Raw genomic sequence first — 24,719 nt, forward strand, 5'->3', positions numbered from 1 at the left:
AAAAGTAAGCTAACTTATTCATATTTCTCCTAAAAAAATGACATCAAAGCAGCGCAGTGATGTCATTCTCTCTATCCTTGACCTGTAGGGCAAATTTTATTCGCTTGGTGGCGTGTAGCCTTCGATATGGACATCTTTACCTTCAAACAGGAAGTTGACCATTTCGGTTTCGATTAATTTACGGTGCTCAGGATCCATCATGTTGAGCTTTTTCTCGTTGATCAGCATCGTTTGCTTGTGTTGCCACTCTGCCCAAGCTTGTTTAGAAATATTGTCAAAAATACGCTTACCTAGTTCACCAGGGTACAGTTGAAAGTCCAGACCTTCAGCGTCTTTTTTCAGTCGAGCACAAAATACAGTGCGGCTCATAACGACTCCTTAGAGTTAAATTAATGTTGAAGTTCGAAAGGCAGGCTTTCCAGTAGTTGTTTTACCGGAGCGGCTAAACCTATCTCTTCAGGTTGCGATAAGTTATACCAAAGACCTTTGTTTGCTTCCATCACCACATCAGGTTGCTTTGATAGGTCTACCAAAATTGGTGTGATATCGAGGTGGTAGTGGCTAAAGGTGTGGCGAAAAGCAATCAACGTTTCATGGCGTTGAATGTCTTGGTCAAGAACACCACGTATTGTCAGTTGATGATCGAGCTGTGCTTCAAAATGTTCTGGAAAGCAGAATAGCCCGCCCCAGATACCTGATTGTGGACGTTGCTCCAGCCATACATGCCCTTGGTGATGCAGCATAATAAACCAGGTTTCTTTGACAGGTTTTTCTTTTTTCGGCTTTTTTCCTGGGTAATCAAGAGGGTTACCTTGTTTGTAGGCGGCACAAAAGGAAGATACTGGGCACAATGTACACTTGGGCTTGCTGCGAGTGCACACCATGGCTCCCATATCCATCATTGCCTGATTGTACTTGTCGACATCGGTATCGGGAGTATGTTCTTCAGCATGCTGCCAAAGCTGATTTTCGACTTTCTTTTGTCCCGGCCAGCCTTCAACAGCAAAACTGCGCGCCAGTGTGCGCTTCACATTGCCGTCTAAAATAGCGTGTGGTTGTTTATAGACAGATGACAACACTGCCGCTGCGGTAGAACGGCCTATACCCGGTAGGGCGTTCATCTGTTCAATATCGAGAGGAAACTCTCCCTGATACTGTTCTGCAACGATCTTCGCGGCTTTATGTAAGTTACGTGCTCGCGCGTAGTAGCCGAGCCCTGTCCATAGGTGCAGCACTTCATCTTGCTCTGCATTGGCAAGGTCGACGACAGTCGGGAAGCGTTCGAGAAAGCGTTGGTAATAAGGGATCACGGTAGTGACCTGAGTCTGCTGAAGCATGATCTCAGATAACCAAACGCTATACGCGGTTTTATCTTGTTGCCACGGAAGGCTTTTTCTTCCGTAGTCTTCGTACCACTCTAAGATGGCTTTAGCAAAAGGAGTCACGACTTGCTCTGTAATATTGTATTTGTTGGGTGAGCTAAAATTGCACCACATAAACTGTCTAAAGTACAACCGATAAAGAGTAAGGGTTTATTCTGCGAGAAATGACCTAAAATACTTGCACCAGTGTCGATTCTTTGGATAATCACAATCCCTTTAAGTCGAGAGCAATTTTTAGACAGGCAGAATCATGAGTGAAGTGACCACCAACGAATACAATGAAGACGGTAAATTGATACGCAAAGTGCGCAGCTTTGTGCGTCGTGAAGGCCGTTTGACCAAAGGTCAGGAAAACGCAATGAATGAATGCTGGCCGACAATGGGTATTGATTACCAAGAAAAGCTTCTTGATTGGAAAGAAGTGTTTGGCAACGACAACCCTGTGGTACTGGAAATTGGCTTTGGTATGGGGGCTTCTCTGGTTGAGATGGCGAAAAATGCACCTGAGAAGAACTTCCTTGGTATCGAAGTTCACAGCCCAGGTGTGGGTGCGTGTCTTGCTGATGCACGTGAAGCTGGCCTGACCAATCTGCGAGTGATGTGTCACGATGCGGTTGAAGTATTTGCCCACATGATCCCAGACAGCAGCCTAGCAGCACTGCAATTATTCTTCCCAGACCCATGGCACAAGAAGCGCCACCACAAGCGCCGTATTGTGCAGCTAGACTTTGCTGAGATGGTACGCCAGAAACTGATGGTTGGTGATGGCATCTTCCATATGGCGACAGATTGGGAAAATTACGCAGAGCATATGATTGAAGTGATGAATCAAGCGCCTGGATATGAGAACATCGCCGAGGATGGTGACTTTGTTCCACGTCCGGAAGATCGTCCTCTGACCAAGTTTGAAGCACGTGGTCACCGTTTAGGTCACGGAGTATGGGACATTAAGTTTAAGCGTGTTAGCTAAGTCACCCGCTAAATAAAAGCGAATGAGAAGGCCAACATTTTTGATGTTGGCTTTTTTGACCCTACAAGAAAAATAATAAGCCTTTGAAAGATAGGTAAGTAATGAAACCGACAAAAGAAATTTTAGCCGACATCCTGCAAGAGGTCAGGCCGCTTATCGGTCAGGGAAAAGTAGCCGATTATATTCCAGCGTTGGCAAAAGTACCGGCTAATAAACTAGCGATAGCTGTCTTTACCAATAAGGGGGAAGTGATCAAAGCCGGTGATGCCGACGAGCCTTTTTCTATTCAGTCCATTTCTAAAGCGTTGAGTTTGACGTTAGCAATGGGCTTATATACCCCTAATGAGATTTGGGCGCGGGTAGGTAAGGAACCTTCTGGTCAGGCATTTAACTCTCTTATTCAGCTTGAGATGGAGCAGGGCATTCCACGGAACCCTTTCATTAATGCTGGGGCAATAGTGGTTGCCGATTTGCTGCAAAGTCGCTTGTCCGCACCGAGACAACGCTTGCTGGAATTTGTCCGTCAACTGTCGGGCGATACTCATATTTGTTATGACAAAATAGTCGCTGCATCTGAGATGATGCACAGCGATCGCAACGCGGCGATTGCCTATCTGATGCGCTCTTTTGGCAACTTTGACAATGATGTTATACCAGTACTGAATAACTACTTTCATGCGTGTGCTTTGAAGATGAGCTGCGTCGATTTAGCGAAAACATTCAGCTATCTGGCTAACAAAGGCACTTCAGTGCAAACCGGTAGGCCTGTGGTGACGCCTACCCAAACCAAGCAGCTTAACGCTTTGCTGGCAACGTGTGGTTTGTATGATGGCGCTGGTGAATTCGCCTACCGAGTCGGTATGCCAGGTAAGTCTGGTGTTGGTGGCGGGATTATTGCTATCGTACCGGGAGAGATGACGATTGCGGTTTGGTCTCCAGAGCTCGATCCTTCAGGTAACTCGTTAGCAGGAACTAAAGCGCTAGAATTGTTAGCAGAGCGCATTGGGCGATCGATTTTTTAGAGATCCTCGGAACGCTTTGCTTTGAGATCGGGCTGCGCCCTTCGAGAGCATCTCCGTGCTATTAATCGGTCATTCCATAGAGTGACGAAGGAGCGAGTAGAGAATCTCATTAAGAGTTCGATTCGCTTCAAGAGATCCCCAACTCACTCGTTCCTTGTTCTTGAGGATGACAAAAAATACAGGGTTGGCGCAAAATGCCAACCCTGTAAATTCTCCCACTTTCCATAGGACGAAGTCCGTTCCCGTCTCTCGTATCCTATTTACGCTCTATTCTTCCACCATAAAGGCTTCGAGTAAGTCGTTGAGGAACAGTTTGCCTTTCTCGGTGATTTGCCAATGCGTATCAGACTCACTGAGGTATTGCATCTCTTTCGCCCAGTCGATGGTTTCCTGAATCGATTCAAAACCCAAGCCAGTTGTATCTAAAAAGTCTTGCTTAGGACAGGCTTCCATCAAACGGAACCGGTTCATAAAGAACTCGAAAGGGCGATCTTCGCCAGCGACATCGGCTTCACTATCTAGGTAGGGTTTCACCATATTCTGATAGGCTGCCAAATAGCCTCTCGGGTGCTTGACCTTGGTCGTACGGATGATCCGTCCATCAGCGAAACTGAGTTTGCCATGCGAGCCACAACCAATGCCGAGATAGTCACCAAAACGCCAATAGTTGAGATTATGTTGGCATTGATATTCTGGCTTACTGTAGCCGGAGATTTCGTACTGAACGTAACCCGCTTCAGCCAGCTTTTGGTGACCGAGTTCAAAAATGTCCCACAAGTCATCGTCGTCGGGCAGAACAGGCGGCTTGTAGTGGAACATGGTGTTGGGTTCAATAGTGAGCTGATACCACGAAAGATGTGGCGGGTTAAGCTCAATCGCCTTCTCCAGATCCGCAAGTGCTTGCTCTACGGTTTGATCTGGCAGACCGTGCATTAAATCAAGATTAAAGCTATTTAAACCAATTTTGTGCGCCAGCTTAGCAGCATTGACGGCTTCATCCTGACCATGTATACGCCCAAGACGTTCGAGCTTCTGCTGTTCGAAGCTCTGTACACCAATCGAAATTCTCGTCACACCCGCTTTGCGATACCCAGCGAAGCGCTCCGCTTCAATCGTGCCTGGGTTGGCTTCCATGGTGATTTCAATCTCGTCTTTAAAGGCGATTCTTTTTTTCTATGCCAGCAAGTAGATCAGCGATTCCTTGCGCTGAGATGAGACTTGGGGTTCCTCCACCGATAAATATAGAGTGGAGTGCCCGTGGTTTGGTTTTAAGCTGATAACGCTCGATATCAGTATCAAGGTCCTCCAGCAGAGCAGCGATGTACTCTTGCTCAGGGATGTCGGCTTTTAACGCGTGCGAGTTAAAGTCGCAATACGGGCATTTTTGTACACACCAAGGGATGTGGACATAAAGACTCAGCGCTGGTGGAATCAATTGGCTCATTATTGCTGCTCAGAAAGTGTCGCAAACAGCTGCTTAAGCGCTTTACCACGGTGAGAAAGTTGCTTTTTACGTGTTGGTTCAAGCTCTGCTGAAGCACAGTTATCTTCTGGAACAAAGAAAACCGGATCGTAACCAAAACCATTGTCGCCCTGAGCTTCAGTCAGAATACGGCCTTCCCACTTACCGTGGCAGACGAGCGGCGTTGGATCTAATTCGTGACGCATTAGTACTAATACACAATGGAAGCGTGCGGTACGTTGCTCCTGCGGAACGCCTTGCATTGCATCTAGCAGCTTCTCTAGATTTTGCTGGTCACTCGCGCCTTCTCCGGCATAACGTGCAGAGTAGATGCCTGGGGCCCCTTTCAGGAAGTCAACTTCAAGACCTGAATCGTCGGCAATGGCCGCCAATCCAGTTTCTTTCGCTGCATGACGCGCCTTAATGATGGCGTTTTCAATAAATGTTGTGCCAGTTTCAGCAACTTCTGAGACATTAAATTCGCTTTGTGCCACGACATCGAAACCAAAATCTGCCAGTAGATCGGCCATCTCACGAACCTTGCCCTGATTACCTGTCGCTAGGACAATTTTTTGTGCATTCATAATCTTGTTTGTGCCTATATTGGGAAGGGCATTTAGCCGTTACTCTTCCACATAAAATTTCTGGGTGAACTTTAATCTGCCTGTACCTTTATTACCAGCATTAACATCGATATTGAAGGTTAGGTTTTCCTCTTCCGAAATAGGGAATTCAGCGAGGTAATAAATCGCAGAGCCTTCTTTTATTTCACGAAACTCAAGTGTCTTGGTTTGGCCGATTAAGTTTTTCGCGCTGCCACTAACTTTAGCGGTAATCGCTGGTTTACCAGCCTGATAATTGTCTAACACGCTGATATTAATGATTGCTAAGTAGCCGTTTCGTTTCAGCTTATAGCTACGTGCGACTTGCGGGGTTAGGAACGTGGAGTTAAACGCGGAGTAGTGAACTTCGACATCTTTGATGGTTTTAAACTGACCTGCCCATGCGGGTAGAGCTAAAAGACTGGCCAGCGCTAACGTGATCCATTTTTTCATGATGCTTCCTTAATGGCTTACTACAGAGGAAAAGAGCAGCGTCAATGATATCGCTACATACTTGTTGTTTTTACGCCTGATCATACGTTTGGATCCTCACTCTGTGAAGGTTTTTAGATGACCAATGGCGATTTATGCTGTGCTTTTGATGTGAAGTATTGAGAGTGTGCTTTTCGTGATTCGAATGAAAAAGGCCATCAGAACAAGGCTTGCATCGCCAGTAAAGTAAGGATTTTCTAGGCTGTATAGGGGGTTGTAGAGCGGTTTGTATTTACAATATTCGAATCTAAACAGTAAAAGTAGTTAATTTGTTGATCTTATTAATGGATTAATTTTAAGAGCGGCTTATAACCAATTAGGCGCTAAGTGAGCATAAGTAATGATTTTCTGAATCGTCGTATGTCCAAGGATTTTTTTAGGGTCAAGATGTTCGCAGTATTCATAGTGAAGTGGCTTGCGGATGTATATCTAAGAATAAGCTAAGCCTGTCCTTTGGGGAGATCAAACTTGTAAGCTCTGATAACACTCTAAGATAGAGGTAGCCGCCACTTTGGAATCTATCTGTTTTTTCATTTTTAGCAAGAGAGTGAGGAGTGGTCCTGCTGGGCTTAATTCTTTAATTAGACTGGTCATTTTTTATTACTCTTACAATGTAAATGTTAAACAAAAGTTGTATTGAGAAAATCGTCCACAGGTCGGGGGGAACGGTTTGATCTCGATAGATAAAAGCGGGGTAAGCAGTCTCTGCAATCGTTGTGGCGATAAGTGCAACAGAGAAGTACTTGATGAAGTTTGAGCTAAATAGCTCTAAGCCTTGAAATTTTGCTATAAGCGCGGCGATAGCTACATAAGCCAATAGGGGGCTAATAAATGCGATAGTAATTTCAATGCTATCACCCACTTCGTTGTAGGCATTCATGTAAGCGGAGCCAAGCATGAGTACTAACAGTGGAATAAGATATTTTAGTTTTGATGCCAAAAGATATAGCTCCCTTGCTAAGCATTTTGAGTAGAATTCTACCCAGCTTGAGTGATTGGTTGCATTCTGAACCCAACTTTATGAATAAAAATCACATAGCAAGCTGAAGGCTGTACGTTTTTAAGTATTTTATTTTTGAACAATATGTGGTTATTTTTCTATTAAATTACATAAAAACAATAGTAGTTATTAAAAAGGCCATCACAAGATGGCCTTTATTGTTTCGGGTATATGAGCTGGGGACTGGATTCGGACTTGCTTATGTCGCCCTAGTTCCCCTTTCTCTATGGTGATTAGCCCTTTGGCGACTTTGAACTGTTTGGACAGGTATTTACTCAAGTGAGCGTTGGCTTTTCCGTCTACAGGTGGGGCGGTAATCGCGAGTTTGATTTCATCACCATGCAGCCCAATCAGCTTATCTCTGCTCGCCTTGGGCTGAATGTAGAGCCTGAGTAGCAGATCATCACCTTCTAACCAAGCGGTTTTTGCCATTATAGCTGGAACCAGATAGGTCCAATCATGTCACCCATCAGGAAGTTCGCGAACTGAAGGCCAATAAATAGCACCAGTACGCTAAGATCAAACCCACCCATTGCTGGAATTACGCGGCGGATAGGCGCTAACATAGGCTCTGTAAGCTGATGGAAGACATATTCAATCGGGCTGCGGCCTTGGCTGACCCAGCTTAGGATGGCTCGGATAAGCAGTACCCAGAACAGCAAGCCACCTGCCGCTTTAATCAGTGATAGCAGGCCAAGGAAGAAGAATTCTGCACTGAATGACACCGAGCCACCTGAGGCAACCAAGATCAGAGTGACAAATTTCAGCACACATAGCACATAAGCAAACAGTACTGTTGCCAAATCAATGCTGCCTATCGAAGGGACAACTCTGCGCAGTGGTGCAACAACGGGTTGAGTTGCTTTGACGATAAACTGTGAGAATGGGTTGTAGAAATCTGCTCGCGCAGCTTGCAGCCAAATCCGCAAGATCACCACCATGATGTAGAGATCAAACAGGGTGGAAATCAGAAAATTCATTGAATTCATAGGTTACCCTTTGTTCGTAGAGCCAAGGCTCAATCTAATTAAAACTGTTTTTCCATTTCTTCAGCACGAGCTACTGCGGCTTGCATCGCTTTTGCTACTATATCTGAAAGTTGGTGTTCGTTGAATGTGCGTAACGCTTCCGCCGTTGTACCGCCTTTTGAGGTGACGTTTTCGCGCAGTGTTGATAGTTCTGTTTCTGGATTGCCGACGACCATACTGGCGGCTCCTAAGGCTGATTGCTGCACTAACAGGCGGGCTGTCTCTTTATCAAAACCTTGGGCAATGGCTTCAGCTTGCATCGCTTCCATAAAGCGGAAGAAGTAAGCCGGAGCGCTGCCAGCAGCTGCAATGATGCTGTTGATGCCGGATTCTTGCTCTACCCAGCAAACTTTGCCGCATGACTCCATTAGTTCAGCTGCAAAGGCTTTATCTTGCTGTGAAACGTGCGCTGGAGCATACAGGCCACTCATTCCCAAACCAAGCTGAGATGGCGTGTTTGGCATAACGCGAACGATGTTTAGGTTGTGATTCAGCATTTCACATAGGCGCTGGCTACTTATCCCTGCGGCAATAGAAATGACCAATTTGCCTGACCAGTCGATGGATTGAAGCGGTTTACATACCGCTTCCATCATTTGTGGTTTCACAGAAAGGACGACCACCTCAGCCTCGCTGGCAGCGGCTATATTGTCGCTGGTGGTCTTAATGGAATAATCTTGCTCCAACGGCAGGCGTCGTGTCTCAGATGGGGCTGTCGCCGTGAGCATGTCAGCAGGATAACCGCCTGACACTAAACCTGAGACGATAGCCTTGACCATGTTGCCTGCGCCGATAAAGGCAATTTTCTTGTGTTCCATTGATTGTGTTCTTCCTGTTATTGCTGATTAAGCTTTATTGCTGTAGTCGCGAGCACCGAAAATAGCGGTTCCGATTCGGACCATAGTCGTTCCCGCTTCAATTGCGGCTTCCATATCGCCACTCATGCCCATCGAAAGCGTGTCGAGATTGAGCTCTGGGTAACGTTGCGCCAATCGGTTTTTCAGCTCTGCCAAATGGTTAAAGGCTGTAAGTTGCGACTGATAGTCTGAAACGTTGGCCGGGATAGACATCAATCCTCTTAACGTGAGGTTTGGCAAAGAAGAAATCAACTCTGCCAAAGCAAAGATTTCGTCATCACTGGCGCCAGATTTAGAGCTTTCACTGCTGGTATTGACCTGAATAAGCACCTGTAGCGGCGCCATTTCTTGAGGCCTTTGATCATTGAGTCTCTGCGCAATCTTAGCGCGATCAACAGTATGCACCCAGGCAAAGCTTTCCGCGACATGGCGTGTTTTATTGGACTGAATTGGACCAATAAAGTGCCATTCTAGGGCTAGTTCAGGGTGGTTTTCAGCGAAATAGGCAACTTTATCAACGCCTTCCTGTACGTAATTCTCGCCAAAAGCGACTTGACCGGCGCGAGCTGCGTCTAAAATCGCGTCGAACGGTTTAGTTTTACTCACCGCCAGAAGTTGCACTGAGCCTAGAGGGCGTCCACACTTTTGTTGTGCCGCTTCAATCTGTGAGGTGATCTGTTCAATATTTTGTTGAATACTACTCATAGCTAACTTTATTAAGGATTTTAAATGGATATCGCTGAATTACTGGATTTTAGTGTAAAGCATAATGCTTCAGATCTACATCTTTCTGCTGGTGTATCTCCTATGGTACGCATTGATGGTGAAGTAAGAAAGCTTGGCGTACCAGCGTTCAACCATTCCGAAGTGCATCGTTTGGTGTTTGAAATTATGAACGATGCTCAGCGTAGCGAATTTGAAGAACGCCTCGAAGTCGACTTTTCTTTTGCACTTCCTGACGTAGGCCGCTTTAGGGTCAACGCGTTTAACCAATCTCGCGGTTGTGCGGCCGTATTTCGTACCATTCCAACCGATATTCCGACTTTAGAGCAGCTAGCAGCGCCGTCGATCTTTGAAAATATCGCCAATATGGAAAAAGGATTAATCTTGGTCACTGGGCCAACGGGCTCAGGTAAATCGACGACTCTGGCGGCAATGGTGGATCATATTAATCGCAACCACAACAAACATATCCTGACTATTGAAGATCCGATTGAGTTTGTGCATACCAATAACAAATGTCTGATCAACCAGCGTGAAGTTCACAATGATACCCATAGTTTTAACAACGCGCTGCGCAGTGCATTGCGTGAAGATCCCGATGTCATTTTAGTCGGTGAGCTACGTGATCAGGAAACGATCAGTCTAGCGTTGACCGCTGCTGAAACCGGCCACTTAGTATTTGGTACTTTGCACACCAGTTCGGCGGCGAAAACGATCGATCGGATCATTGATGTTTTCCCGGGCAGCGATAAAGGCATGGTGCGTTCCATGCTCTCTGAGTCTCTGCGTGCGGTGATTGCGCAGAAATTACTCAAGCGGATTGGTGGCGGGAGAACCGCTTGTCATGAAATCATGATGGCAACGCCTGCGATTCGTAACCTGATCCGCGAAGACAAAGTCGCGCAAATGCAGTCTGTGATTCAGACTGGTGCGGCGCATGGTATGCAAACCATGGAGCAGCATTCGAAACAGTTGATTGCTCAAGGTCTGGTTGATGCGGAAGAAGTGTCGAAAAAAATCGAAGTTGAGCAAGGTCTGTTCTGAGAGAGGTCATGATGGATATCAATGCTTATCTGCAAGGCATGCTGACTGAGAAAGCGTCAGACTTATACATCACTGTTGGCGCCCCGATACTTTATCGTGTTGATGGTGAGTTGAAGCCGCATGGAGAGAGCTTATCGGAAGCCGAAGTGCTGACGCTACTCCACAGCACCATGGATGAAGAGCGCCAGAGTGACTATAGCCACAGTCGAGAAGCGAACTTTGCCGTAGTGCGGGATTTTGGTCGTTTTCGTGTTTCCGCTTTCTATCAGCGAGAATTACCCGGTGCGGTGATTCGTAGAATCGAAACCACCATACCCACCTTTGATGACTTAAAACTGCCCGACACTCTGAAAGATCTTTCCATCGCCAAGCGCGGCTTGGTGTTAGTAGTCGGCGCCACAGGTTCCGGTAAATCCACAACAATGGCGGCGATGACCGGCTATCGAAATACTGAGCGCAGCGGCCATATTCTGACAGTTGAAGACCCGATTGAGTTTGTCCATGAACATCAGAAATGCATCGTGACGCAACGTGAAGTTGGTTTGGATACTGAAAGTTATGAAGTCGCACTGAAGAACTCTTTGCGCCAGGCTCCAGACATGATCCTGATTGGTGAGATCCGTTCGCGAGAGACCATGGAATACGCGATGACATTCGCCGAAACGGGACACCTGTGTATGGCGACTTTGCACGCTAATAATGCTAACCAAGCTTTGGAAAGGATCCTGCACCTTGTACCGAAAGAGCAAAAAGAGCAGTTCCTGTTTGATCTCTCCATGAACCTCAAAGGTGTTATCGGTCAGCAGTTGATTCGAGATAAAAACGGCCAAGGTCGTCATGGTGTATTTGAAGTCTTAATCAACAGTCCACGAGTATCGGATCTTATTCGCCGCGGGGACTTGCATGAACTCAAATCCACCATGGCGAAATCTCAGGAAATGGGTATGCAGACGTTTGATCAGGCGCTTTATCAACTGGTAGTAAATGATAAAATTACTGAAGAAGATGCGCTGCACAGTGCCGATTCAGCCAATGACCTGCGGATCATGCTCAAAACTCAACGAGGTGAAAGCTTCGGTGGTGGGGCTCTGGCAGATGTGAAGATTGATATGGATTAACATCCTCTTCATATTTGAAACCTTATCTGTGTTAACTGCTCTCATCAAACCTAATCACATAGGGGACCTATGCTCATAGGTCTTGATTCGTTTGTTGCCTTGCTAAGGTTCCAACTATTTTGAGTATGCAATTCTAGTTAGAAATGTCATTCCATAGAGCGACGAAGGAGAGAGTAGGGAATCTCTAATGGTTTTCTACTTGCTGTAAAAGATCCTCAACTCGTTCGTTCCTCATTCTTGAGGATGACGCTTTAACTGGTTGAAAAAGGGGGTGATGTTTACACACCACCCTTTTTTGATTTTACCAGCTTTCTAGTCGCCGTATTGAGCCTCAAACCAGCTTTCAAGGATAACGACCGCTGATTGGCAATCGACGTTACCTTTACTGAGTGCTTTGTAGCCGCCCATACTGAAAAGTTCTGAGCGAGCTTCTGTGGTGGACAAGCGCTCATCGTGTAGCTCGACAGGAAGGCCGAAACGGCCGTGAAGACGGTTAGCAAACTTTTTCGCTCTAGGAGTAATAGTTTCCAGATCTTTGCCGTGAAGGTCTGTTGGCAGGCCGACAACCAGTAGATTTGGTTGCCACTCTTTGATCTGCTTTTCAATATCGTCCCAGTTGGGAATGCCATCGCTGGCTTTAAAGGCTTTCAGCGGTGATGCCGTGCCTGTAATCTCCTGACCAATGGCACTGCCAATACTTTTAGTGCCAAAGTCAAAAGCCATAATTGTTCTAGACATAAATTATCAGTGATGAGGTTATGCGTGACCAATATCGCTGGACAGTTGAGACGCGTCGATGCCCAGCATCTGCACGGCTTTTTGCCAACGTTCATTGATCGGTGTGTTAAACATGACATCAGGGTCGGCTTCAATCGTTAGCCAAGAGTTTTCCGAAAGCTCAATTTCCAATTGGCCTGCTTCCCAGCCAGAATAGCCTAATGCAACAATGTATTCTGGTGGTTCGGCTTCTGTACCGAGCACCGCGAGGATATCCTTCGAAGTGGTAACAGAGATACAGTCAGTCATCTGGATGCTGGATTCATAATGATCTTTCGGTTGGTGAAGAATAAACCCTCGATCTCCTGAAACTGGGCCGCCATTGAGTACCGGTTTCTCAAGGCTACCGACTTTGAGTTGAGGCTGAGTTGCTTCAACGTCGACCTGCTTGAGCATTTTACCTACTGTGATGTCGATTGGAGCATTAATCATTAAACCCATCGCGCCATCATCATTGTGTTCACATACGTAGATAACGCTGCGTTGGAAGTAGGGATCTTTCATCCCTGGCATAGCAACTAAAAAGTGGTTGGTTAAATTCATAGTTACTCCAGCGTAAAGTGGGCGGCAAGTTATCGCCCAATGATCATATGAGTAAATTACTGCTTGTTGAGGTGACGCTCTATTGCGTCCATCAATTTACCCGTAATTGAGATATCAAATGCAGCCTCGATTTCGCGAATACAGGTTGGGCTGGTTACATTTATCTCAGTTAACTTGTCACCAATGACGTCGAGACCTACAAAAATCAAACCTTTTTCCTTAAGTGTAGGCGCTACAGCCGCTGCGATCTGTTTATCTGTTTCGCTCAGAGGTCGGGCTTCACCGGTGCCGCCTGCCGCAAGGTTGCCGCGAGTTTCTCCTTTTGCCGGAATACGCGCTAGGCAATAAGGCATCGCTTCGCCGTCCACGACTAGAATTCGCTTGTCGCCGTTGCTGATGTCTGGAACGAATGTTTGTGCCATCGCATAGTTTTGACCGTGGTTAGTCAGGGTTTCGATAATCACAGAAACATTTGGATCGTTCTCTTTGACTCGGAAAATAGATGCACCACCCATGCCATCTAGTGGTTTTAAGATCACATCTCCGTGCTGTTCGCGGAATTGTTTAATCTTCTCTGCTTTGCGGGTCACGATTGTGGTTGGGGTAAGTTCAGGGAACCAGGCTGTGAACAGCTTTTCATTACAGTCACGTAGGCTTTGAGGTTTGTTGACGATTAATGTGCCTTTCTCTTCTGCGCGCTCAAGAATGTAGGTCGCGTAGATGTACTCTGTATCAAACGGAGGATCTTTGCGCATCAAAACGGCATCAAGCTCTGACAACTCAATCGTTTGCTCTGACTTAAACTGAAACCAGCCAGTTGGATCTTCTTTGAGTTCCACCACTTTAGTATCAGCAACAGCGACACCTTGGTCTAGGTGCAGATCATGCATTTCCATATAGTGGATTTCGTAGCCGCGGCGCTGCGCTTCAAGCATCATGGCAAAGCTAGAGTCTTTCTTGATATTGATGGACTCGATAGGGTCCATCACGATACCTAATTTGATCATGGTTTTTCTCCGTTTAACCAAGGTCGCCAAAGCGAACTTGAAGGGCAGTAATTGCGGTAAGAGCAGCGGTCTCTGTGCGTAATACGCGTGGGCCTAGCAGAGTCTCTTCAAATTGATATTCTCGGGTTTTCTCGATTTCTTCTGCGGATAAGCCACCTTCGGGGCCGATCAACAGGCGAACTTTCTCGACCGGATCTGGCAGCGTATTGATTGAGTATTTTGCTCTTGGGTGAAGATTGAGTTTAAGGCCATCGTAGTCTTCTGCACACCACTCATCTAACTGCATGATAGGGCGAATCTGCGGAACGATATTACGCCCACTTTGCTCGCAAGCGCTGATGGCCACTTTCTGCCATTGGGCGAGCTTTTTCTCAAAACGTTTTTGATCCAGCTTGACGCCACAACGCTCAGAAATCAATGGAGTAATGGTATTGACGCCCAACTCTACGGACTTCTGAATGGTGAACTCCATCTTTTCTCCGCGAGAAATGACCTGACCCAAATGTAAGTCCAGCGGTGACTCACTGCTACGTTCAACACGTTCAGTGATGTTCACCATGACGGACTTTTTGGTGACCTCTTCAATGACGGCAGGAAACTCGGCGCCATAGCCATCAAAAAGCAATACTTCTTGTCCAACTTTCATCCGCAAGACTCTTCCTACATGGCCGGCTGCGTCTTCGTCAAGCGCTAAACTGCCAAGTTGGGTTATAGGTTCAGGGTGATAAATTCGAGGAATTCGCATCAGCTATGTATCCGGCCAGATAATTGAGAATGAACTCCTAACATGGATGCTTTGTGCCTAAAAAACAAGGGGCAGGCTATACATATCGCCACAATTCATAAGGGGCAATTACAGAGCCTGGCATGCTTTGAAAACGAAAGGGTTATGATTGCCCTGAATCTTGAAAATTCGGCGTTCACGCTCACATTCCCATGTGTCTACTGGGTAGAGTTTATTCCAAGCTGTCATGAGTTGGCTTTGTTGCTTAGAGAGCTTGAATCCGTATTCCTGACTCATGTACAGATAAGTTCGAGCAATGGAGCCTTTGGCGCGGTTTGGTGGCATGGCCTTTCGCTGCTTAAAGTTGACCTGCATCTCGCATCGGCCATAAGTCACACCATCCACACCATTCCATTGACTGAAATTATAATTCGAACGGTCACCGTTCACTTCGCCAATGGCTGGAGTGAGGTTATGTAGGTCGGCTTCCATTGAACGAAAAACGGTGTCATTTTTGGTGCAGTTTTTCGCCCACCAGACTGCCAACATTGAAGTTGGTGGCCAAACTGCCAGGCTGGAACAACATGCTCCCATTCGATTCTTGAGGCTCGTTTTTGCTGTTTTCTTACTTCGTAGCCACATGACTTTAAATCGGGAATACCTTTCTTTCCCTGCCAGGTAATATCACATCCACAGTAAAAGCTGGTGGGGTGATCTGCATATATTTTCAGCGCTTCTTTTTTGGCTTTCGAAAACGAAGAGGGAGGCGCAGATAGGGCCTGAAATGAAGTGATCAGTAAAGTTAAGCAAACGAAAAATACTCGAATTTTCATGTCGATAAGTATTAGAAAAGTATTACTTATCGCAGTCTACCACGCATTTTAAATTGAGTGTTATCGATGGCCACAGAGCTATGAGAGTTGTTTGCCCGTAAAGACAAGACTTTGCTGACAGCTCTGACATCGGTAGCTGCTTTGTTGACGTAGGACTTTATTGTGGCGTCTGATCGTTAGCGGATAGGTTTGGCATCCGCAGCGATACTCGAAGGTTTTCCCTTGTACGGAAGTAATTTCAAAACTGTGCGTAGTACGAGCAGGGATGCTGAACACGCTTTCCATGACCGATTGCCATTCTTTACCGTGGGGTCTGACCCGACCATAGACCTGAAAAGTGATCAAATGGGCGATTTCATGCGGGATGACTTCATCGAAAAACGCTTGCTGATTTTCGACAAATAATACGGGATTTAGGCGAATTTCATTGAGCTGGAGGTAGGCTTTGCCCGCCGCTTTACCTCTCAGTTTGTAGCTGATAGAAGGGAAGGAAAATGAACGCTGAAAAGCATGTTGAGCCATTATGATGTAGCGAGCGACCACTTGTTGTGCGCGATAGCAAAGCTCTATATCCAAATTCATCTCCAAAAAATTCGCCCCTTACACAAGGGGCGAATCATATACCGGATCAGAAGGTAGCGCTAATGGTGCTTTTTCTTGATGGTTTCATGATAAGCGTGCCAAGTACTGTAGCCAAGGATTGGCATAGTAAACAACATGCCAATCCCGTAAGTTGCAAAGCCAATTAAGATACCGCCACAAATCACGGCGGCCCACACTATCATCGCTGGTATATTGGATTTGACGGCGTTAAAGCTGGTAAACACAGCGGTCATCATATCAACGCGTCGTTCCATCATCAGTGGGATGGAGAAAGCTGAAATACTAAACACGATTGCAGCCAGTACCATGCCCACCAATGAACCAATCACCAGAAATGGAAGGAACTCGGTCAATGGTGCGCCCTGAACGGACGGGTATAACGCATGAAGTAATGCAGCGATACGCATCCAGAAGATCATACACACGGCGAGCATGACAGCGAACGCCCATTGTGATGAAGAGTTACGCCCAATCGCTTTCATTGAGTGAAGTAAGCTGGCGTGATGGCCCTTTTCCCGTTCCCAACTGGCATCATAAAGCCCTAGCGCTAGGAAGGGACCTATTAGCATATAGACGACTAAACTTGGCATTACGACTAAGTGTGTGCCTTGCCATTGTACTAACAGCACGATACCAATCGCTGCCGCCATAAAACATAAGCCGTAAAAGGCACTGATCAATGGCATACGCACAAAGTCGTGCAAGCCGAGTGATAGCCAGTGAAACGGCGCGGATAAACTGACGTGATTGCACGGAATAGTGCGTGCGTATTCGTTATCTGGGACTTCCTTTCGCTTGTCGTTTAAGTCTTGTGGATTCACCGTACGAGGCATACATCCTCCTTGATCGATTCTGTAATAAGTCACCCATAGGTCAATGGGTGGCGTTTTGGAACTCGATGCCCGGCTTTGCGACTGGCCTAGTAAGCTGCGCATCTAACTTAGTCTGTTAAAAAGCAATTTCGACAAAGCATTGACCTTTTAACTTATTGTTAACTATTGACCCCATGACAAAAAAATACAAATTTGTTGTTCGATTTTTGCGCACAAAAACAAAGGGCTTCTGGTTACCCAGAAGCCCTTAAAAAGCAAGTTATCGCGGCAGTTTACATTACTTAATGCCAGCGAAGTCTCGAAGAAGTGACGCTTTATCCGTAGCTTCCCATGGGAATTCTTCACGACCAAAGTGGCCGTAAGCCGCTGTTTTCTTGTAGATTGGTTGAAGTAGGTTCAGCATTTCTTGTAGGCCGTATGGGCGAAGATCGAAGTGCTGGCGTACCGCTTCAACAATGATGTCTTGAGATACTTTTTCAGTACCGAAGGTTTCGACCATGATAGATGTTGGATCTGCAACACCGATTGCGTAAGAAAGCTGAATCTCACAGCGATCAGCTAGACCAGCAGCAACGATGTTTTTCGCAACGTAACGTGCAGCGTAAGCAGCAGAGCGGTCAACTTTTGATGGATCTTTACCTGAGAATGCACCACCACCGTGACGCGCAGCACCACCGTAAGTATCAACGATGATCTTACGACCAGTCAGACCGCAGTCACCCATTGGGCCACCGATAACAAAACGGCCAGTTGGGTTGATGAAGAAGTTGGTGTCTTTGTTTAGCCACTCTGATGGTAGAACTGGCTTGATGATCTCTTCCATAACCGCCTCACGTAGGTCTGGAGTCGAGATTGAGTCACAGTGCTGAGTCGAAAGAACGACAGCATCAATACCAACGATTTTTCCTTGGTCGTACTGGAACGTCACCTGTGATTTTGCATCAGGACGTAGCCAAGGTAGTGTGCCGTTTTTACGTACTTCCGCTTGTTTCTGCACAAGCAAATGGGAGTACGTGATTGGGGCTGGCATTAGCACATCTGTCTCATTCGTCGCGTAACCAAACATGATACCTTGGTCACCAGCACCTTGCTCTTTTGGATCCGATTTATCAACACCTTGGTTGATGTCTGGAGACTGTTTACCAATGGTGTTTAGTACCGCACAAGAGTTTGCGTCGAAGCCCATTTCTGAGTTGACATAACCGATCTCACGAACGGTTTGTCGAGTGAGTTCTTCAATGTCTACCCACGCAGAAGTGGTGATCTCGCCACCTACCATTACCATGCCGGTTTTAACGTATGTCTCACACGCAACACGGGCTTTTGGGTCTTGTTCAAGAATCGCATCAAGTACTGCATCAGAAATCTGGTCTGCAATTTTATCTGGATGTCCTTCTGATACCGACTCAGAAGTAAACAGGTGCTTAGCCATGTTAGCTCCACTTTAATCTGGTTATATCAGTGAATAGTTTCATCACTGACATTGAATAATATTATTAATTGTAGGTGTATCTACATCTAGACGTCTATTCTAATTTTCATTGCTCGAATTACAAGCTCTTTTTTTAATTTAATACATATCTAAATGTTTTCTTTTATAGAGTTAAATGTCACTAAGATGGATGAAAATAGTAGAAAATAAGCGAGAACCGCAAGTATTCAGACTGTAAAACGTTTGCAGAGCTGAGACGCCTTTGAGAGAATAATCGCCCATCAAAATTAGTTTTCGCTTAACGCATTCAGGAGCAGACATGTCTTCCCGTAAACATCTAGCTAATGCTATCCGTGCCCTTAGCATGGACGGCGTACAACAAGCCAACTCTGGTCACCCAGGCGCACCTATGGGTATGGCTGACATCGCTGAAGTTCTTTGGCGCTCTCACCTAAATCACAACCCAGCAAACCCAGAGTGGGCTGACCGCGACCGTTTCGTGCTATCAAATGGCCACGGCTCAATGCTGATTTACTCTCTGCTTCACCTTGCCGGTTACGAGTTGTCTATCGATGACCTGAAAAACTTCCGTCAACTGCACTCTAAGACGCCAGGTCACCCAGAGTACGGTTACGCACCGGGTATCGAAACGACGACTGGCCCACTAGGTCAAGGTATCACTAACGCGGTAGGTATGGCGCTGGCTGAGAAAACACTAGCAGCACAATTCAACAAAGAAGGCCACGACATCGTTGACCACTTCACTTATGCATTCATGGGTGACGGCTGTCTGATGGAAGGTATTTCTCACGAAGCCTGTTCTTTAGCAGGTACGCTAGGTCTCGGTAAGCTAATCGCGTTCTGGGATGACAACGGCATCTCTATTGATGGTGAAGTAGAAGGTTGGTTCTCTGACGATACACCTAAGCGTTTCGAAGCGTACGGCTGGCACGTCATCCCAGCAGTAGACGGTCACGACTCTGAAGCGATTAACGCAGCGATTATCGCGGCGAAAGCAGACCCACGTCCTACCCTAATCTGTACTAAAACTATCATCGGTTTTGGTTCACCAAACAAATCGGGGTCACACGACTGTCATGGTGCTCCACTAGGCGCTGAAGAAATTGCAGCAACTCGTAAAGCGCTAGGTTGGGAGCACGGTCCTTTTGAAATCCCAGCAGATGTATACGCTGAGTGGGATGCAAAAGAAGCGGGCGCAGCGAAAGAAGCGGCGTGGAATGCGAAGTTTGACGCGTACGCAGCGGCGTACCCTGCAGAAGCAGCAGAACTTAAGCGTCGCCTGAACGGTGAGCTGCCAGCTGAGTGGGAAGAGAAAGCAACACAAATCATTGCAGACCTTCAAGCTAACCCTGCCAACATCGCATCACGTAAAGCGTCTCAAAACGCACTAGAAGCATTCGGTGCTATGCTACCTGAATTCCTAGGCGGCTCTGCTGACCTTGCCCCTTCTAACCTAACTATGTGGTCTGGTTCTAAGTCTGTTTCAGCTGAAAACCCAGCAGGTAACTACATCCACTATGGTGTACGTGAATTCGGTATGACGGCTATCATGAACGGTATCGCTCTGCACGGTGGTTTCGTACCATACGGCGCAACCTTCCTAATGTTCATGGAATACGCGCGTAACGCAATGCGTATGGCGGCTCTGATGAAAGTGCAAAACATCCAAGTTTACACGCACGACTCTATTGGCCTTGGCGAAGATGGCCCAACTCACCAACCGGTTGAGCAAATGGCTTCTCTACGTCTAACGCCAAACATGAGCACATGGCGCCCATGTGACCAAGTGGAATCAGCAGTCGCTTGGAAACTGGCTATCGAACGTAAAGATGCACCGACGTCACTTATCTTCTCTCGTCAGAACCTTGCACAACAAGAGCGTGACGCTGAGCAAGTAGCGAACATTGCTAAGGGTGGTTACATCCTGAAAGATTGCGCAGGCAAGCCAGAGCTTATCCTTATCGCAACCGGTTCTGAAGTTGAGCTAGCGGTGAATGCTGCGACTGAACTGACTGCTGAAGGCAAGCAAGTACGTGTTGTTTCCATGCCATCAACGGATGCATTCGACAAGCAAGATGCCGCTTACCGTGAAGCGGTTCTGCCATCTGACGTGACGGCACGTATCGCAGTAGAAGCGGGCATTGCTGACTTCTGGTACAAGTACGTTGGTTTCGACGGCCGTATCATCGGCATGACCACCTTCGGCGAATCTGCACCAGCAGGTGAGCTGTTCAAGATGTTCGGCTTCACCACTGAAAACGTTGTCAACACAGCGAAAGAGCTTTTAGCTTAATTATTAATTGCTTTGAAAGCCGGGTCCTCGTGACTCGGCTTTTTTGTTTTTGCCCGATAAGAGGAACTAGATGCGATTTATAACTCTATCAGGTAGTATTTGTGACACGAAAAAGATGTAGAGCGATGGAATCATGCTAAAAGTTGCGATCAACGGATTTGGGCGTATTGGACGTAATGTTTTGCGGGCAGTCTATGAAAGTGGCAAAAGCCAAGATATCAAGGTGGTAGCCGTTAATGAGCTAGCGCAGCCCGATGCGATGGCACACTTGCTTCAATATGATACTAGCCACGGTCGATTTGGTAAGAAGATTACTAACGATCAGGAGCATATTTACGTTCACCATGAGAGCGGAGAATTTGATTCCATCCGTATTCTTCATCTGGCAGAAATCGATCTTCTACCGTGGAGAGATCTGGAAGTGGATTTAGTGTTGGATTGCACCGGTGTGTTTGGTTCTCAAGCTGATGGTCAAGAGCATATCAAAGCGGGGGCGAAGAAAGTCTTGTTTTCTCACCCTGGTGCCAGCGATCTCGACAATACCATTATCTACGGTGTTAACCACGATACGCTAACAGCAGATCACAATGTGGTATCTAATGGTTCATGTACGACCAATTGCATTGTACCTATTATCAAAGCCCTTGATGAAGCTTTTGGAATCGATTCAGGTACTATCACTACTATCCATTCTTCGATGAATGATCAGCAGGTCATCGATGCCTATCATTCTGATCTCAGACGGACTCGTGCAGCCAGCCAATCGATCATACCAGTAGACACTAAGTTGCATAAGGGTATTGAAAGAATCTTCCCGAAATTTTCTAACAAATTTGAAGCAATTTCAGTACGAGTACCGACTGTAAACGTCACAGCCATGGATTTGAGCGTCACAATTAATACAAATGTGAAAGTTAATGACGTAAATCAAACCATTGTTAAGGCTTCTCAGTGTACATTACAGGGCATTGTTGACTATACTGAAGCTCCGCTCGTTTCCATCGATTTTAACCATGATCCCCATAGCGCGATCGTCGATGGCACGCAAACCCGTGTCAGTAATGGCCATTTGGTTAAGATGTTGGTTTGGTGTGATAACGAATGGGGATTTGCGAATCGTATGTTAGATACGGCACTCGCAATGCAAGCCGCTCCCCGTCAAATTTGACGCTGCAATGCCACTTTTTAGAGGAAACGCAGATTAGCGGCGATGGAGAAATGTTTATTTCTTGCCTTGAAATAAATAATGATAAACTCCATATCTAAATCAGTTTGAAGAATTATTGGGCTTGGCAGGGTCGCCGGGTCTTAAAAACTTTACTTTTTGAATATTTGAGAGGACACATCATGTCTGTAATCAAGATGACTGACCTGGATCTAGCAGGTAAACGTGTATTTATCCGTGCGGACCTAAACGTACCTGTAAAAGAAGGCAAAGTAACTTCTGATGCACGTATCCTAGCATCTCTACCAACTATCAAGCACTGCCTAGAAGCTGGTGCTAAAGTTATGGTTACTTCTCACCTAGGTCGTCCTACTGAAGGTGAATACGCAGAAGAGTTCTCTCTACAACCTGTTGTTAACTACCTAAACGATGCCCTAGATTGCGACGTTAAACTGGCTAAAGATTACCTAGATGGCCTAGAGCTAAACACGGGTGAGCTTGTTGTTCTTGAAAACGTTCGCTTTAACAAAGGCGAGAAGAAGAACGAAGAAGAGCTATCTAAGAAATACGCAGCGCTTTGTGACATTTTTGTAATGGATGCATTCGGTACGGCTCACCGTGCACAAGCATCTACTCACGGTGTTGGTATGAACGCGCCAGTAGCGTGTGCTGGCCCTCTACTAGCGGCTGAACTTGAAGCACTTGGCAAAGCAATGGACAACCCAGAGCGTCCACTCGTTGCTATCGTTGGTGGTTCTAAAGTATCTACTAAGCTAACGGTTCTAGAGTCTCTATCTAAAGTTGCTGACCAACTTGTTGTTGGTGGTGGTATCGCGAACACATTTATCGCTGCAGATGGCCACAACGTAGGTAAGTCTCTATACGAAGCAGACCTGGTTGAAACGGCTCAAAAATTAATGAAAGAGTGTTCTATCCCAGTTGCGACTGACGTTGCATGTGCGAAAGCATTTGATGAAAACGCAGAAGCTGAAATCAAGCACGTTTCAGAAGTGGCTGACGACGACATGATCTTCGACCTTGGTCCAGAATCAACAGCGACTTTAGCTGAAATCATCGGCAACGCGAAAACTATCCTATGGAACGGCCCTGTAGGTGTATTTGAATTTAAGAACTTCGAAGCGGGTACAAAAGGTATCTCTGAAGCAATCGCTCAGTCTGCAGGTTTCTCTGTCGCAGGTGGCGGTGACACGCTAGCAGCTATCGACAAGTTCGGTATTAAAGCTGACGTTTCTTACATCTCTACGGGTGGCGGTGCATTCCTTGAATTCGTGGAAGGCAAAGTATTACCAGCAGTTGCGATGCTTGAAGAGCGCGCTAAGTAATTAAACGAAAGCGGGGGAGTGACTCTCCCGCTTTCTGGTTTGCTGCAAGTCTCATTGTTCTTTGCTAGAATGACGCACGTTGTGAGCAAACGTTTGCAAGAATTTAAACTTAACAAGTTTTATTTTTAAAACGACAGATAAATAGGATTACATCCATGTCTAAGATCTTCGATTTCGTAAAACCAGGTGTTATCTCTGGTGATGACGTACAGAAAGTTTTTGAAGTAGCAAAAGAGAACAACTTTGCTCTTCCGGCAGTAAACGTTGTAGGTACTGACTCAGTAAACGCAGTACTTGAAGCAGCAGCTAAAGTGAAAGCTCCGGTTGTTGTTCAGTTCTCTAACGGTGGTGCAGCTTTCTTCGCTGGTAAAGGCATTAAACTTGAAGGCCAAGGTGCGCAAATCCTTGGTGCTGTAGCAGGTGCTAAATACGTTCACGCAGTTGCTGAATCTTACGGTGTTCCAGTAATCCTACACACTGACCACGCAGCTAAGAAATTACTACCATGGATCGACGGTCTTCTAGACGCTGGTGAAGAGTTCTTCGCACAAACTGGTAAGCCACTATTCTCTTCTCACATGATTGACCTTTCTGAAGAGTCTCTAGAAGAGAACATCGAAATCTGTGCTAAGTACCTAGAGCGTATGGCTAAGATGGACATGACTCTAGAAATCGAACTAGGTTGTACTGGTGGTGAAGAAGATGGCGTTGATAACTCTGACATGGACGCTTCTGAGCTTTACACTTCACCTGAAGATGTGGCTTACGCATACGAGAAACTAAACGCTGTTTCACACCGTTTCACTATCGCAGCTTCTTTCGGTAACGTACACGGTGTATACAAGCCAGGTAACGTGGTTCTAACTCCAACAATCCTACGTGATTCTCAAGCATACTGTGCTGAGAAGTTCGGTATCGCACCTAACGCTCTAAACTTCGTCTTCCACGGTGGTTCAGGTTCTACTGAAGCTGAAATCCAAGAATCTATCGGCTACGGTGTTATCAAGATGAACATCGATACTGATACTCAGTGGGCAACTTGGGATGGTATCCGTAAGTATGAAGCTGAAAACCGTGATTACCTACAAGGCCAAATCGGTAACCCAACCGGTGAAGATGCGCCAAACAAGAAGTACTACGACCCACGTGTATGGCTACGCGCAGGTCAGTCTTCAATGGTAACTCGCCTAGAGAAAGCGTTCGCTGACCTAAACGCAGTAGACGTACTATAATTCTCCGGAATTCAGTACTCTGTTAAGTTTGCAAAACCCGCTCAATGAGCGGGTTTTTTTGTGTCTGGTATATTTGTTTTATGAATGGGCTATTCCTCACTTAAAAGAGTGGCGAAACTGAAAACCATTGCGTAATCTGTAACGAGCCGATATCAGTTTTTTCTGATAACTCTTTGTTTTTGCGTTCTTTGCATAAACGTCACTTTATGAACC

Annotated in this window: 24 protein-coding genes and 2 pseudogenes; 8 read left to right on the plus strand and 18 right to left on the minus strand. The window is 46.2% G+C overall.

The genetic code is table 11. From position 1 onward, the window contains the following. Positions 1 to 96: 96 nt before the first annotated feature. A complete protein-coding gene (locus tag KW548_03930) occupies positions 97 to 369 on the minus strand; it encodes an oxidative damage protection protein (protein QXX07202.1) in 273 nt (90 codons plus the stop codon). Between the two features lie 20 nt (positions 370 to 389). Continuing rightward, positions 390 to 1,445, minus strand: a complete 1,056-nt coding sequence (gene mutY / locus KW548_03935) for an A/G-specific adenine glycosylase (GenBank protein QXX07971.1) — start codon at positions 1,443 to 1,445, stop codon at positions 390 to 392. 187 nt (positions 1,446 to 1,632) lie between these two features. Here mutY and trmB point away from each other — a divergent pair, with 187 nt between their 5' ends. Together trmB and glsB are read left to right on the plus strand one after the other, a co-directional pair. Further along, positions 1,633 to 2,352, plus strand: coding sequence for a tRNA (guanosine(46)-N7)-methyltransferase TrmB (trmB, locus tag KW548_03940; GenBank protein QXX07203.1), 720 nt, complete (start codon positions 1,633 to 1,635; stop codon positions 2,350 to 2,352). 101 nt (positions 2,353 to 2,453) lie between these two features. Continuing rightward, positions 2,454 to 3,374 carry a glutaminase B gene (gene glsB, locus KW548_03945; protein QXX07204.1) on the plus strand — a complete coding sequence of 307 codons (921 nt, stop codon included), beginning with the start codon at positions 2,454 to 2,456 and terminating at the stop codon, positions 3,372 to 3,374. Positions 3,375 to 3,641: 267 nt separating this feature from the next. Here glsB and hemW read toward each other — a convergent pair. The 8 genes and pseudogenes from hemW to KW548_03985 all read right to left on the minus strand — a co-directional run bounded on the left by hemW (position 3,642) and on the right by KW548_03985 (position 9,520). Next, positions 3,642 to 4,818 (minus strand): annotated as a pseudogene (gene hemW, locus KW548_03950) (radical SAM family heme chaperone HemW). Then, entirely contained in the window at positions 4,818 to 5,420 is a 603-nt protein-coding gene (locus KW548_03955) for an XTP/dITP diphosphatase (protein QXX07205.1), read from the minus strand. Before KW548_03955 ends, hemW begins: the two are co-directional and overlap by 1 nt. A gap of 39 nt (positions 5,421 to 5,459) precedes the next feature. Next, on the minus strand, positions 5,460 to 5,891 hold the full coding sequence (locus tag KW548_03960; GenBank protein ID QXX07206.1) for a DUF4426 domain-containing protein: 432 nt from the start codon (positions 5,889 to 5,891) through the stop codon (positions 5,460 to 5,462). A 616-nt stretch (positions 5,892 to 6,507) separates the two neighbouring features. Beyond that, complete coding sequence (locus tag KW548_03965) at positions 6,508 to 6,870, minus strand: hypothetical protein (protein QXX07207.1); 363 nt, start codon at positions 6,868 to 6,870, stop codon at positions 6,508 to 6,510. A gap of 201 nt (positions 6,871 to 7,071) precedes the next feature. Continuing rightward, positions 7,072 to 7,362, minus strand: coding sequence for a DUF167 family protein YggU (yggU, locus tag KW548_03970; protein QXX07208.1), 291 nt, complete (start codon positions 7,360 to 7,362; stop codon positions 7,072 to 7,074). Beyond that, positions 7,362 to 7,919, minus strand: a complete 558-nt coding sequence (locus tag KW548_03975) for a YggT family protein (protein ID QXX07209.1) — start codon at positions 7,917 to 7,919, stop codon at positions 7,362 to 7,364. Before KW548_03975 ends, yggU begins: the two co-directional genes overlap by 1 nt. Before the next feature lie 38 nt (positions 7,920 to 7,957). Continuing rightward, positions 7,958 to 8,776: a pyrroline-5-carboxylate reductase gene (gene proC / locus KW548_03980; GenBank protein ID QXX07210.1), complete on the minus strand. Its 819-nt coding sequence runs from the start codon at positions 8,774 to 8,776 to the stop codon at positions 7,958 to 7,960. A gap of 27 nt (positions 8,777 to 8,803) precedes the next feature. After that, complete coding sequence (locus KW548_03985; GenBank protein QXX07211.1) at positions 8,804 to 9,520, minus strand: YggS family pyridoxal phosphate-dependent enzyme; 717 nt, start codon at positions 9,518 to 9,520, stop codon at positions 8,804 to 8,806. A 24-nt stretch (positions 9,521 to 9,544) separates the two neighbouring features. Between KW548_03985 and KW548_03990 the strand changes: the two genes are divergently transcribed. Together KW548_03990 and KW548_03995 are read left to right on the plus strand one after the other, a co-directional pair. Further along, positions 9,545 to 10,582, plus strand: coding sequence for a type IV pilus twitching motility protein PilT (locus KW548_03990; GenBank protein QXX07212.1), 1,038 nt, complete (start codon positions 9,545 to 9,547; stop codon positions 10,580 to 10,582). Between the two features lie 11 nt (positions 10,583 to 10,593). Beyond that, positions 10,594 to 11,700, plus strand: a complete 1,107-nt coding sequence (locus tag KW548_03995) for a PilT/PilU family type 4a pilus ATPase (GenBank protein QXX07972.1) — start codon at positions 10,594 to 10,596, stop codon at positions 11,698 to 11,700. A gap of 312 nt (positions 11,701 to 12,012) precedes the next feature. Here KW548_03995 and ruvX read toward each other — a convergent pair whose 3' ends face one another. The 8 genes and pseudogenes from ruvX to metK all read right to left on the minus strand — a co-directional run bounded on the left by ruvX (position 12,013) and on the right by metK (position 18,452). Continuing rightward, positions 12,013 to 12,438 (minus strand): Holliday junction resolvase RuvX, encoded by a 426-nt coding sequence (gene ruvX, locus KW548_04000; protein ID QXX07213.1) that lies wholly within the window; start codon positions 12,436 to 12,438, stop codon positions 12,013 to 12,015. An 18-nt stretch (positions 12,439 to 12,456) separates the two neighbouring features. Next, a complete protein-coding gene (locus KW548_04005) occupies positions 12,457 to 13,020 on the minus strand; it encodes a YqgE/AlgH family protein (GenBank protein ID QXX07214.1) in 564 nt (187 codons plus the stop codon). Between the two features lie 56 nt (positions 13,021 to 13,076). Next, positions 13,077 to 14,027, minus strand: a complete 951-nt coding sequence (gshB, locus tag KW548_04010; protein QXX07215.1) for a glutathione synthase — start codon at positions 14,025 to 14,027, stop codon at positions 13,077 to 13,079. Positions 14,028 to 14,040: 13 nt separating this feature from the next. Next, complete coding sequence (gene rsmE, locus KW548_04015; protein QXX07216.1) at positions 14,041 to 14,772, minus strand: 16S rRNA (uracil(1498)-N(3))-methyltransferase; 732 nt, start codon at positions 14,770 to 14,772, stop codon at positions 14,041 to 14,043. 108 nt (positions 14,773 to 14,880) lie between these two features. Beyond that, positions 14,881 to 15,584: pseudogene (locus tag KW548_04020) on the minus strand (endonuclease). A gap of 78 nt (positions 15,585 to 15,662) precedes the next feature. Next, a complete protein-coding gene (locus KW548_04025) occupies positions 15,663 to 16,160 on the minus strand; it encodes a SprT family zinc-dependent metalloprotease (GenBank protein ID QXX07217.1) in 498 nt (165 codons plus the stop codon). Between the two features lie 65 nt (positions 16,161 to 16,225). Then, positions 16,226 to 17,020, minus strand: coding sequence for a DUF2189 domain-containing protein (locus KW548_04030; GenBank protein ID QXX07218.1), 795 nt, complete (start codon positions 17,018 to 17,020; stop codon positions 16,226 to 16,228). 277 nt (positions 17,021 to 17,297) lie between these two features. Then, positions 17,298 to 18,452 carry a methionine adenosyltransferase gene (metK, locus tag KW548_04035; protein QXX07219.1) on the minus strand — a complete coding sequence of 385 codons (1,155 nt, stop codon included), beginning with the start codon at positions 18,450 to 18,452 and terminating at the stop codon, positions 17,298 to 17,300. A 319-nt stretch (positions 18,453 to 18,771) separates the two neighbouring features. Here metK and tkt point away from each other — a divergent pair, with 319 nt between their 5' ends. The 4 genes from tkt to fbaA all read left to right on the plus strand — a co-directional run bounded on the left by tkt (position 18,772) and on the right by fbaA (position 24,506). Continuing rightward, on the plus strand, positions 18,772 to 20,766 hold the full coding sequence (gene tkt / locus KW548_04040; protein ID QXX07220.1) for a transketolase: 1,995 nt from the start codon (positions 18,772 to 18,774) through the stop codon (positions 20,764 to 20,766). Positions 20,767 to 20,899: 133 nt separating this feature from the next. Continuing rightward, positions 20,900 to 21,934, plus strand: a complete 1,035-nt coding sequence (epd, locus tag KW548_04045; GenBank protein ID QXX07221.1) for an erythrose-4-phosphate dehydrogenase — start codon at positions 20,900 to 20,902, stop codon at positions 21,932 to 21,934. 179 nt (positions 21,935 to 22,113) lie between these two features. Next, a complete protein-coding gene (locus tag KW548_04050; protein QXX07222.1) occupies positions 22,114 to 23,274 on the plus strand; it encodes a phosphoglycerate kinase in 1,161 nt (386 codons plus the stop codon). Between the two features lie 155 nt (positions 23,275 to 23,429). Continuing rightward, complete coding sequence (fbaA, locus tag KW548_04055) at positions 23,430 to 24,506, plus strand: class II fructose-bisphosphate aldolase (protein ID QXX07223.1); 1,077 nt, start codon at positions 23,430 to 23,432, stop codon at positions 24,504 to 24,506. Positions 24,507 to 24,719: the final 213 nt, after the last annotated feature.

Source organism: Vibrio neptunius (assembly GCA_019339365.1).
In the GTDB taxonomy this organism is placed as follows: domain Bacteria; phylum Pseudomonadota; class Gammaproteobacteria; order Enterobacterales; family Vibrionaceae; genus Vibrio; species Vibrio neptunius.

Excerpts from the sequence above, each read along its gene's own strand:
- epd (QXX07221.1), top strand. The coding sequence starts at position 20,900 with ATGCTAAAAGTTGCGATCAACGGATTTGGGCGTATTGGACGTAATGTT.
- gshB (QXX07215.1), bottom strand. The coding sequence starts at position 14,027 with ATGATCAAATTAGGTATCGTGATGGACCCTATCGAGTCCATCAATATC.
- KW548_03930 (QXX07202.1), bottom strand. The coding sequence starts at position 369 with ATGAGCCGCACTGTATTTTGTGCTCGACTGAAAAAAGACGCTGAAGGT.
- trmB (QXX07203.1), top strand. The coding sequence starts at position 1,633 with ATGAGTGAAGTGACCACCAACGAATACAATGAAGACGGTAAATTGATA.
- KW548_03995 (QXX07972.1), top strand. The coding sequence starts at position 10,594 with ATGGATATCAATGCTTATCTGCAAGGCATGCTGACTGAGAAAGCGTCA.
- yggU (QXX07208.1), bottom strand. The coding sequence starts at position 7,362 with ATGGCAAAAACCGCTTGGTTAGAAGGTGATGATCTGCTACTCAGGCTC.
- KW548_03955 (QXX07205.1), bottom strand. The coding sequence starts at position 5,420 with ATGAATGCACAAAAAATTGTCCTAGCGACAGGTAATCAGGGCAAGGTT.
- glsB (QXX07204.1), top strand. The coding sequence starts at position 2,454 with ATGAAACCGACAAAAGAAATTTTAGCCGACATCCTGCAAGAGGTCAGG.
- tkt (QXX07220.1), top strand. The coding sequence starts at position 18,772 with ATGTCTTCCCGTAAACATCTAGCTAATGCTATCCGTGCCCTTAGCATG.
- proC (QXX07210.1), bottom strand. The coding sequence starts at position 8,776 with ATGGAACACAAGAAAATTGCCTTTATCGGCGCAGGCAACATGGTCAAG.
- KW548_03985 (QXX07211.1), bottom strand. The coding sequence starts at position 9,520 with ATGAGTAGTATTCAACAAAATATTGAACAGATCACCTCACAGATTGAA.
- KW548_04030 (QXX07218.1), bottom strand. The coding sequence starts at position 17,020 with ATGCCTCGTACGGTGAATCCACAAGACTTAAACGACAAGCGAAAGGAA.
- KW548_04050 (QXX07222.1), top strand. The coding sequence starts at position 22,114 with ATGTCTGTAATCAAGATGACTGACCTGGATCTAGCAGGTAAACGTGTA.
- KW548_03975 (QXX07209.1), bottom strand. The coding sequence starts at position 7,919 with ATGAATTCAATGAATTTTCTGATTTCCACCCTGTTTGATCTCTACATC.
- metK (QXX07219.1), bottom strand. The coding sequence starts at position 18,452 with ATGGCTAAGCACCTGTTTACTTCTGAGTCGGTATCAGAAGGACATCCA.
- KW548_04005 (QXX07214.1), bottom strand. The coding sequence starts at position 13,020 with ATGAATTTAACCAACCACTTTTTAGTTGCTATGCCAGGGATGAAAGAT.
- KW548_03960 (QXX07206.1), bottom strand. The coding sequence starts at position 5,891 with ATGAAAAAATGGATCACGTTAGCGCTGGCCAGTCTTTTAGCTCTACCC.
- fbaA (QXX07223.1), top strand. The coding sequence starts at position 23,430 with ATGTCTAAGATCTTCGATTTCGTAAAACCAGGTGTTATCTCTGGTGAT.
- rsmE (QXX07216.1), bottom strand. The coding sequence starts at position 14,772 with ATGCGAATTCCTCGAATTTATCACCCTGAACCTATAACCCAACTTGGC.
- ruvX (QXX07213.1), bottom strand. The coding sequence starts at position 12,438 with ATGTCTAGAACAATTATGGCTTTTGACTTTGGCACTAAAAGTATTGGC.
- KW548_03990 (QXX07212.1), top strand. The coding sequence starts at position 9,545 with ATGGATATCGCTGAATTACTGGATTTTAGTGTAAAGCATAATGCTTCA.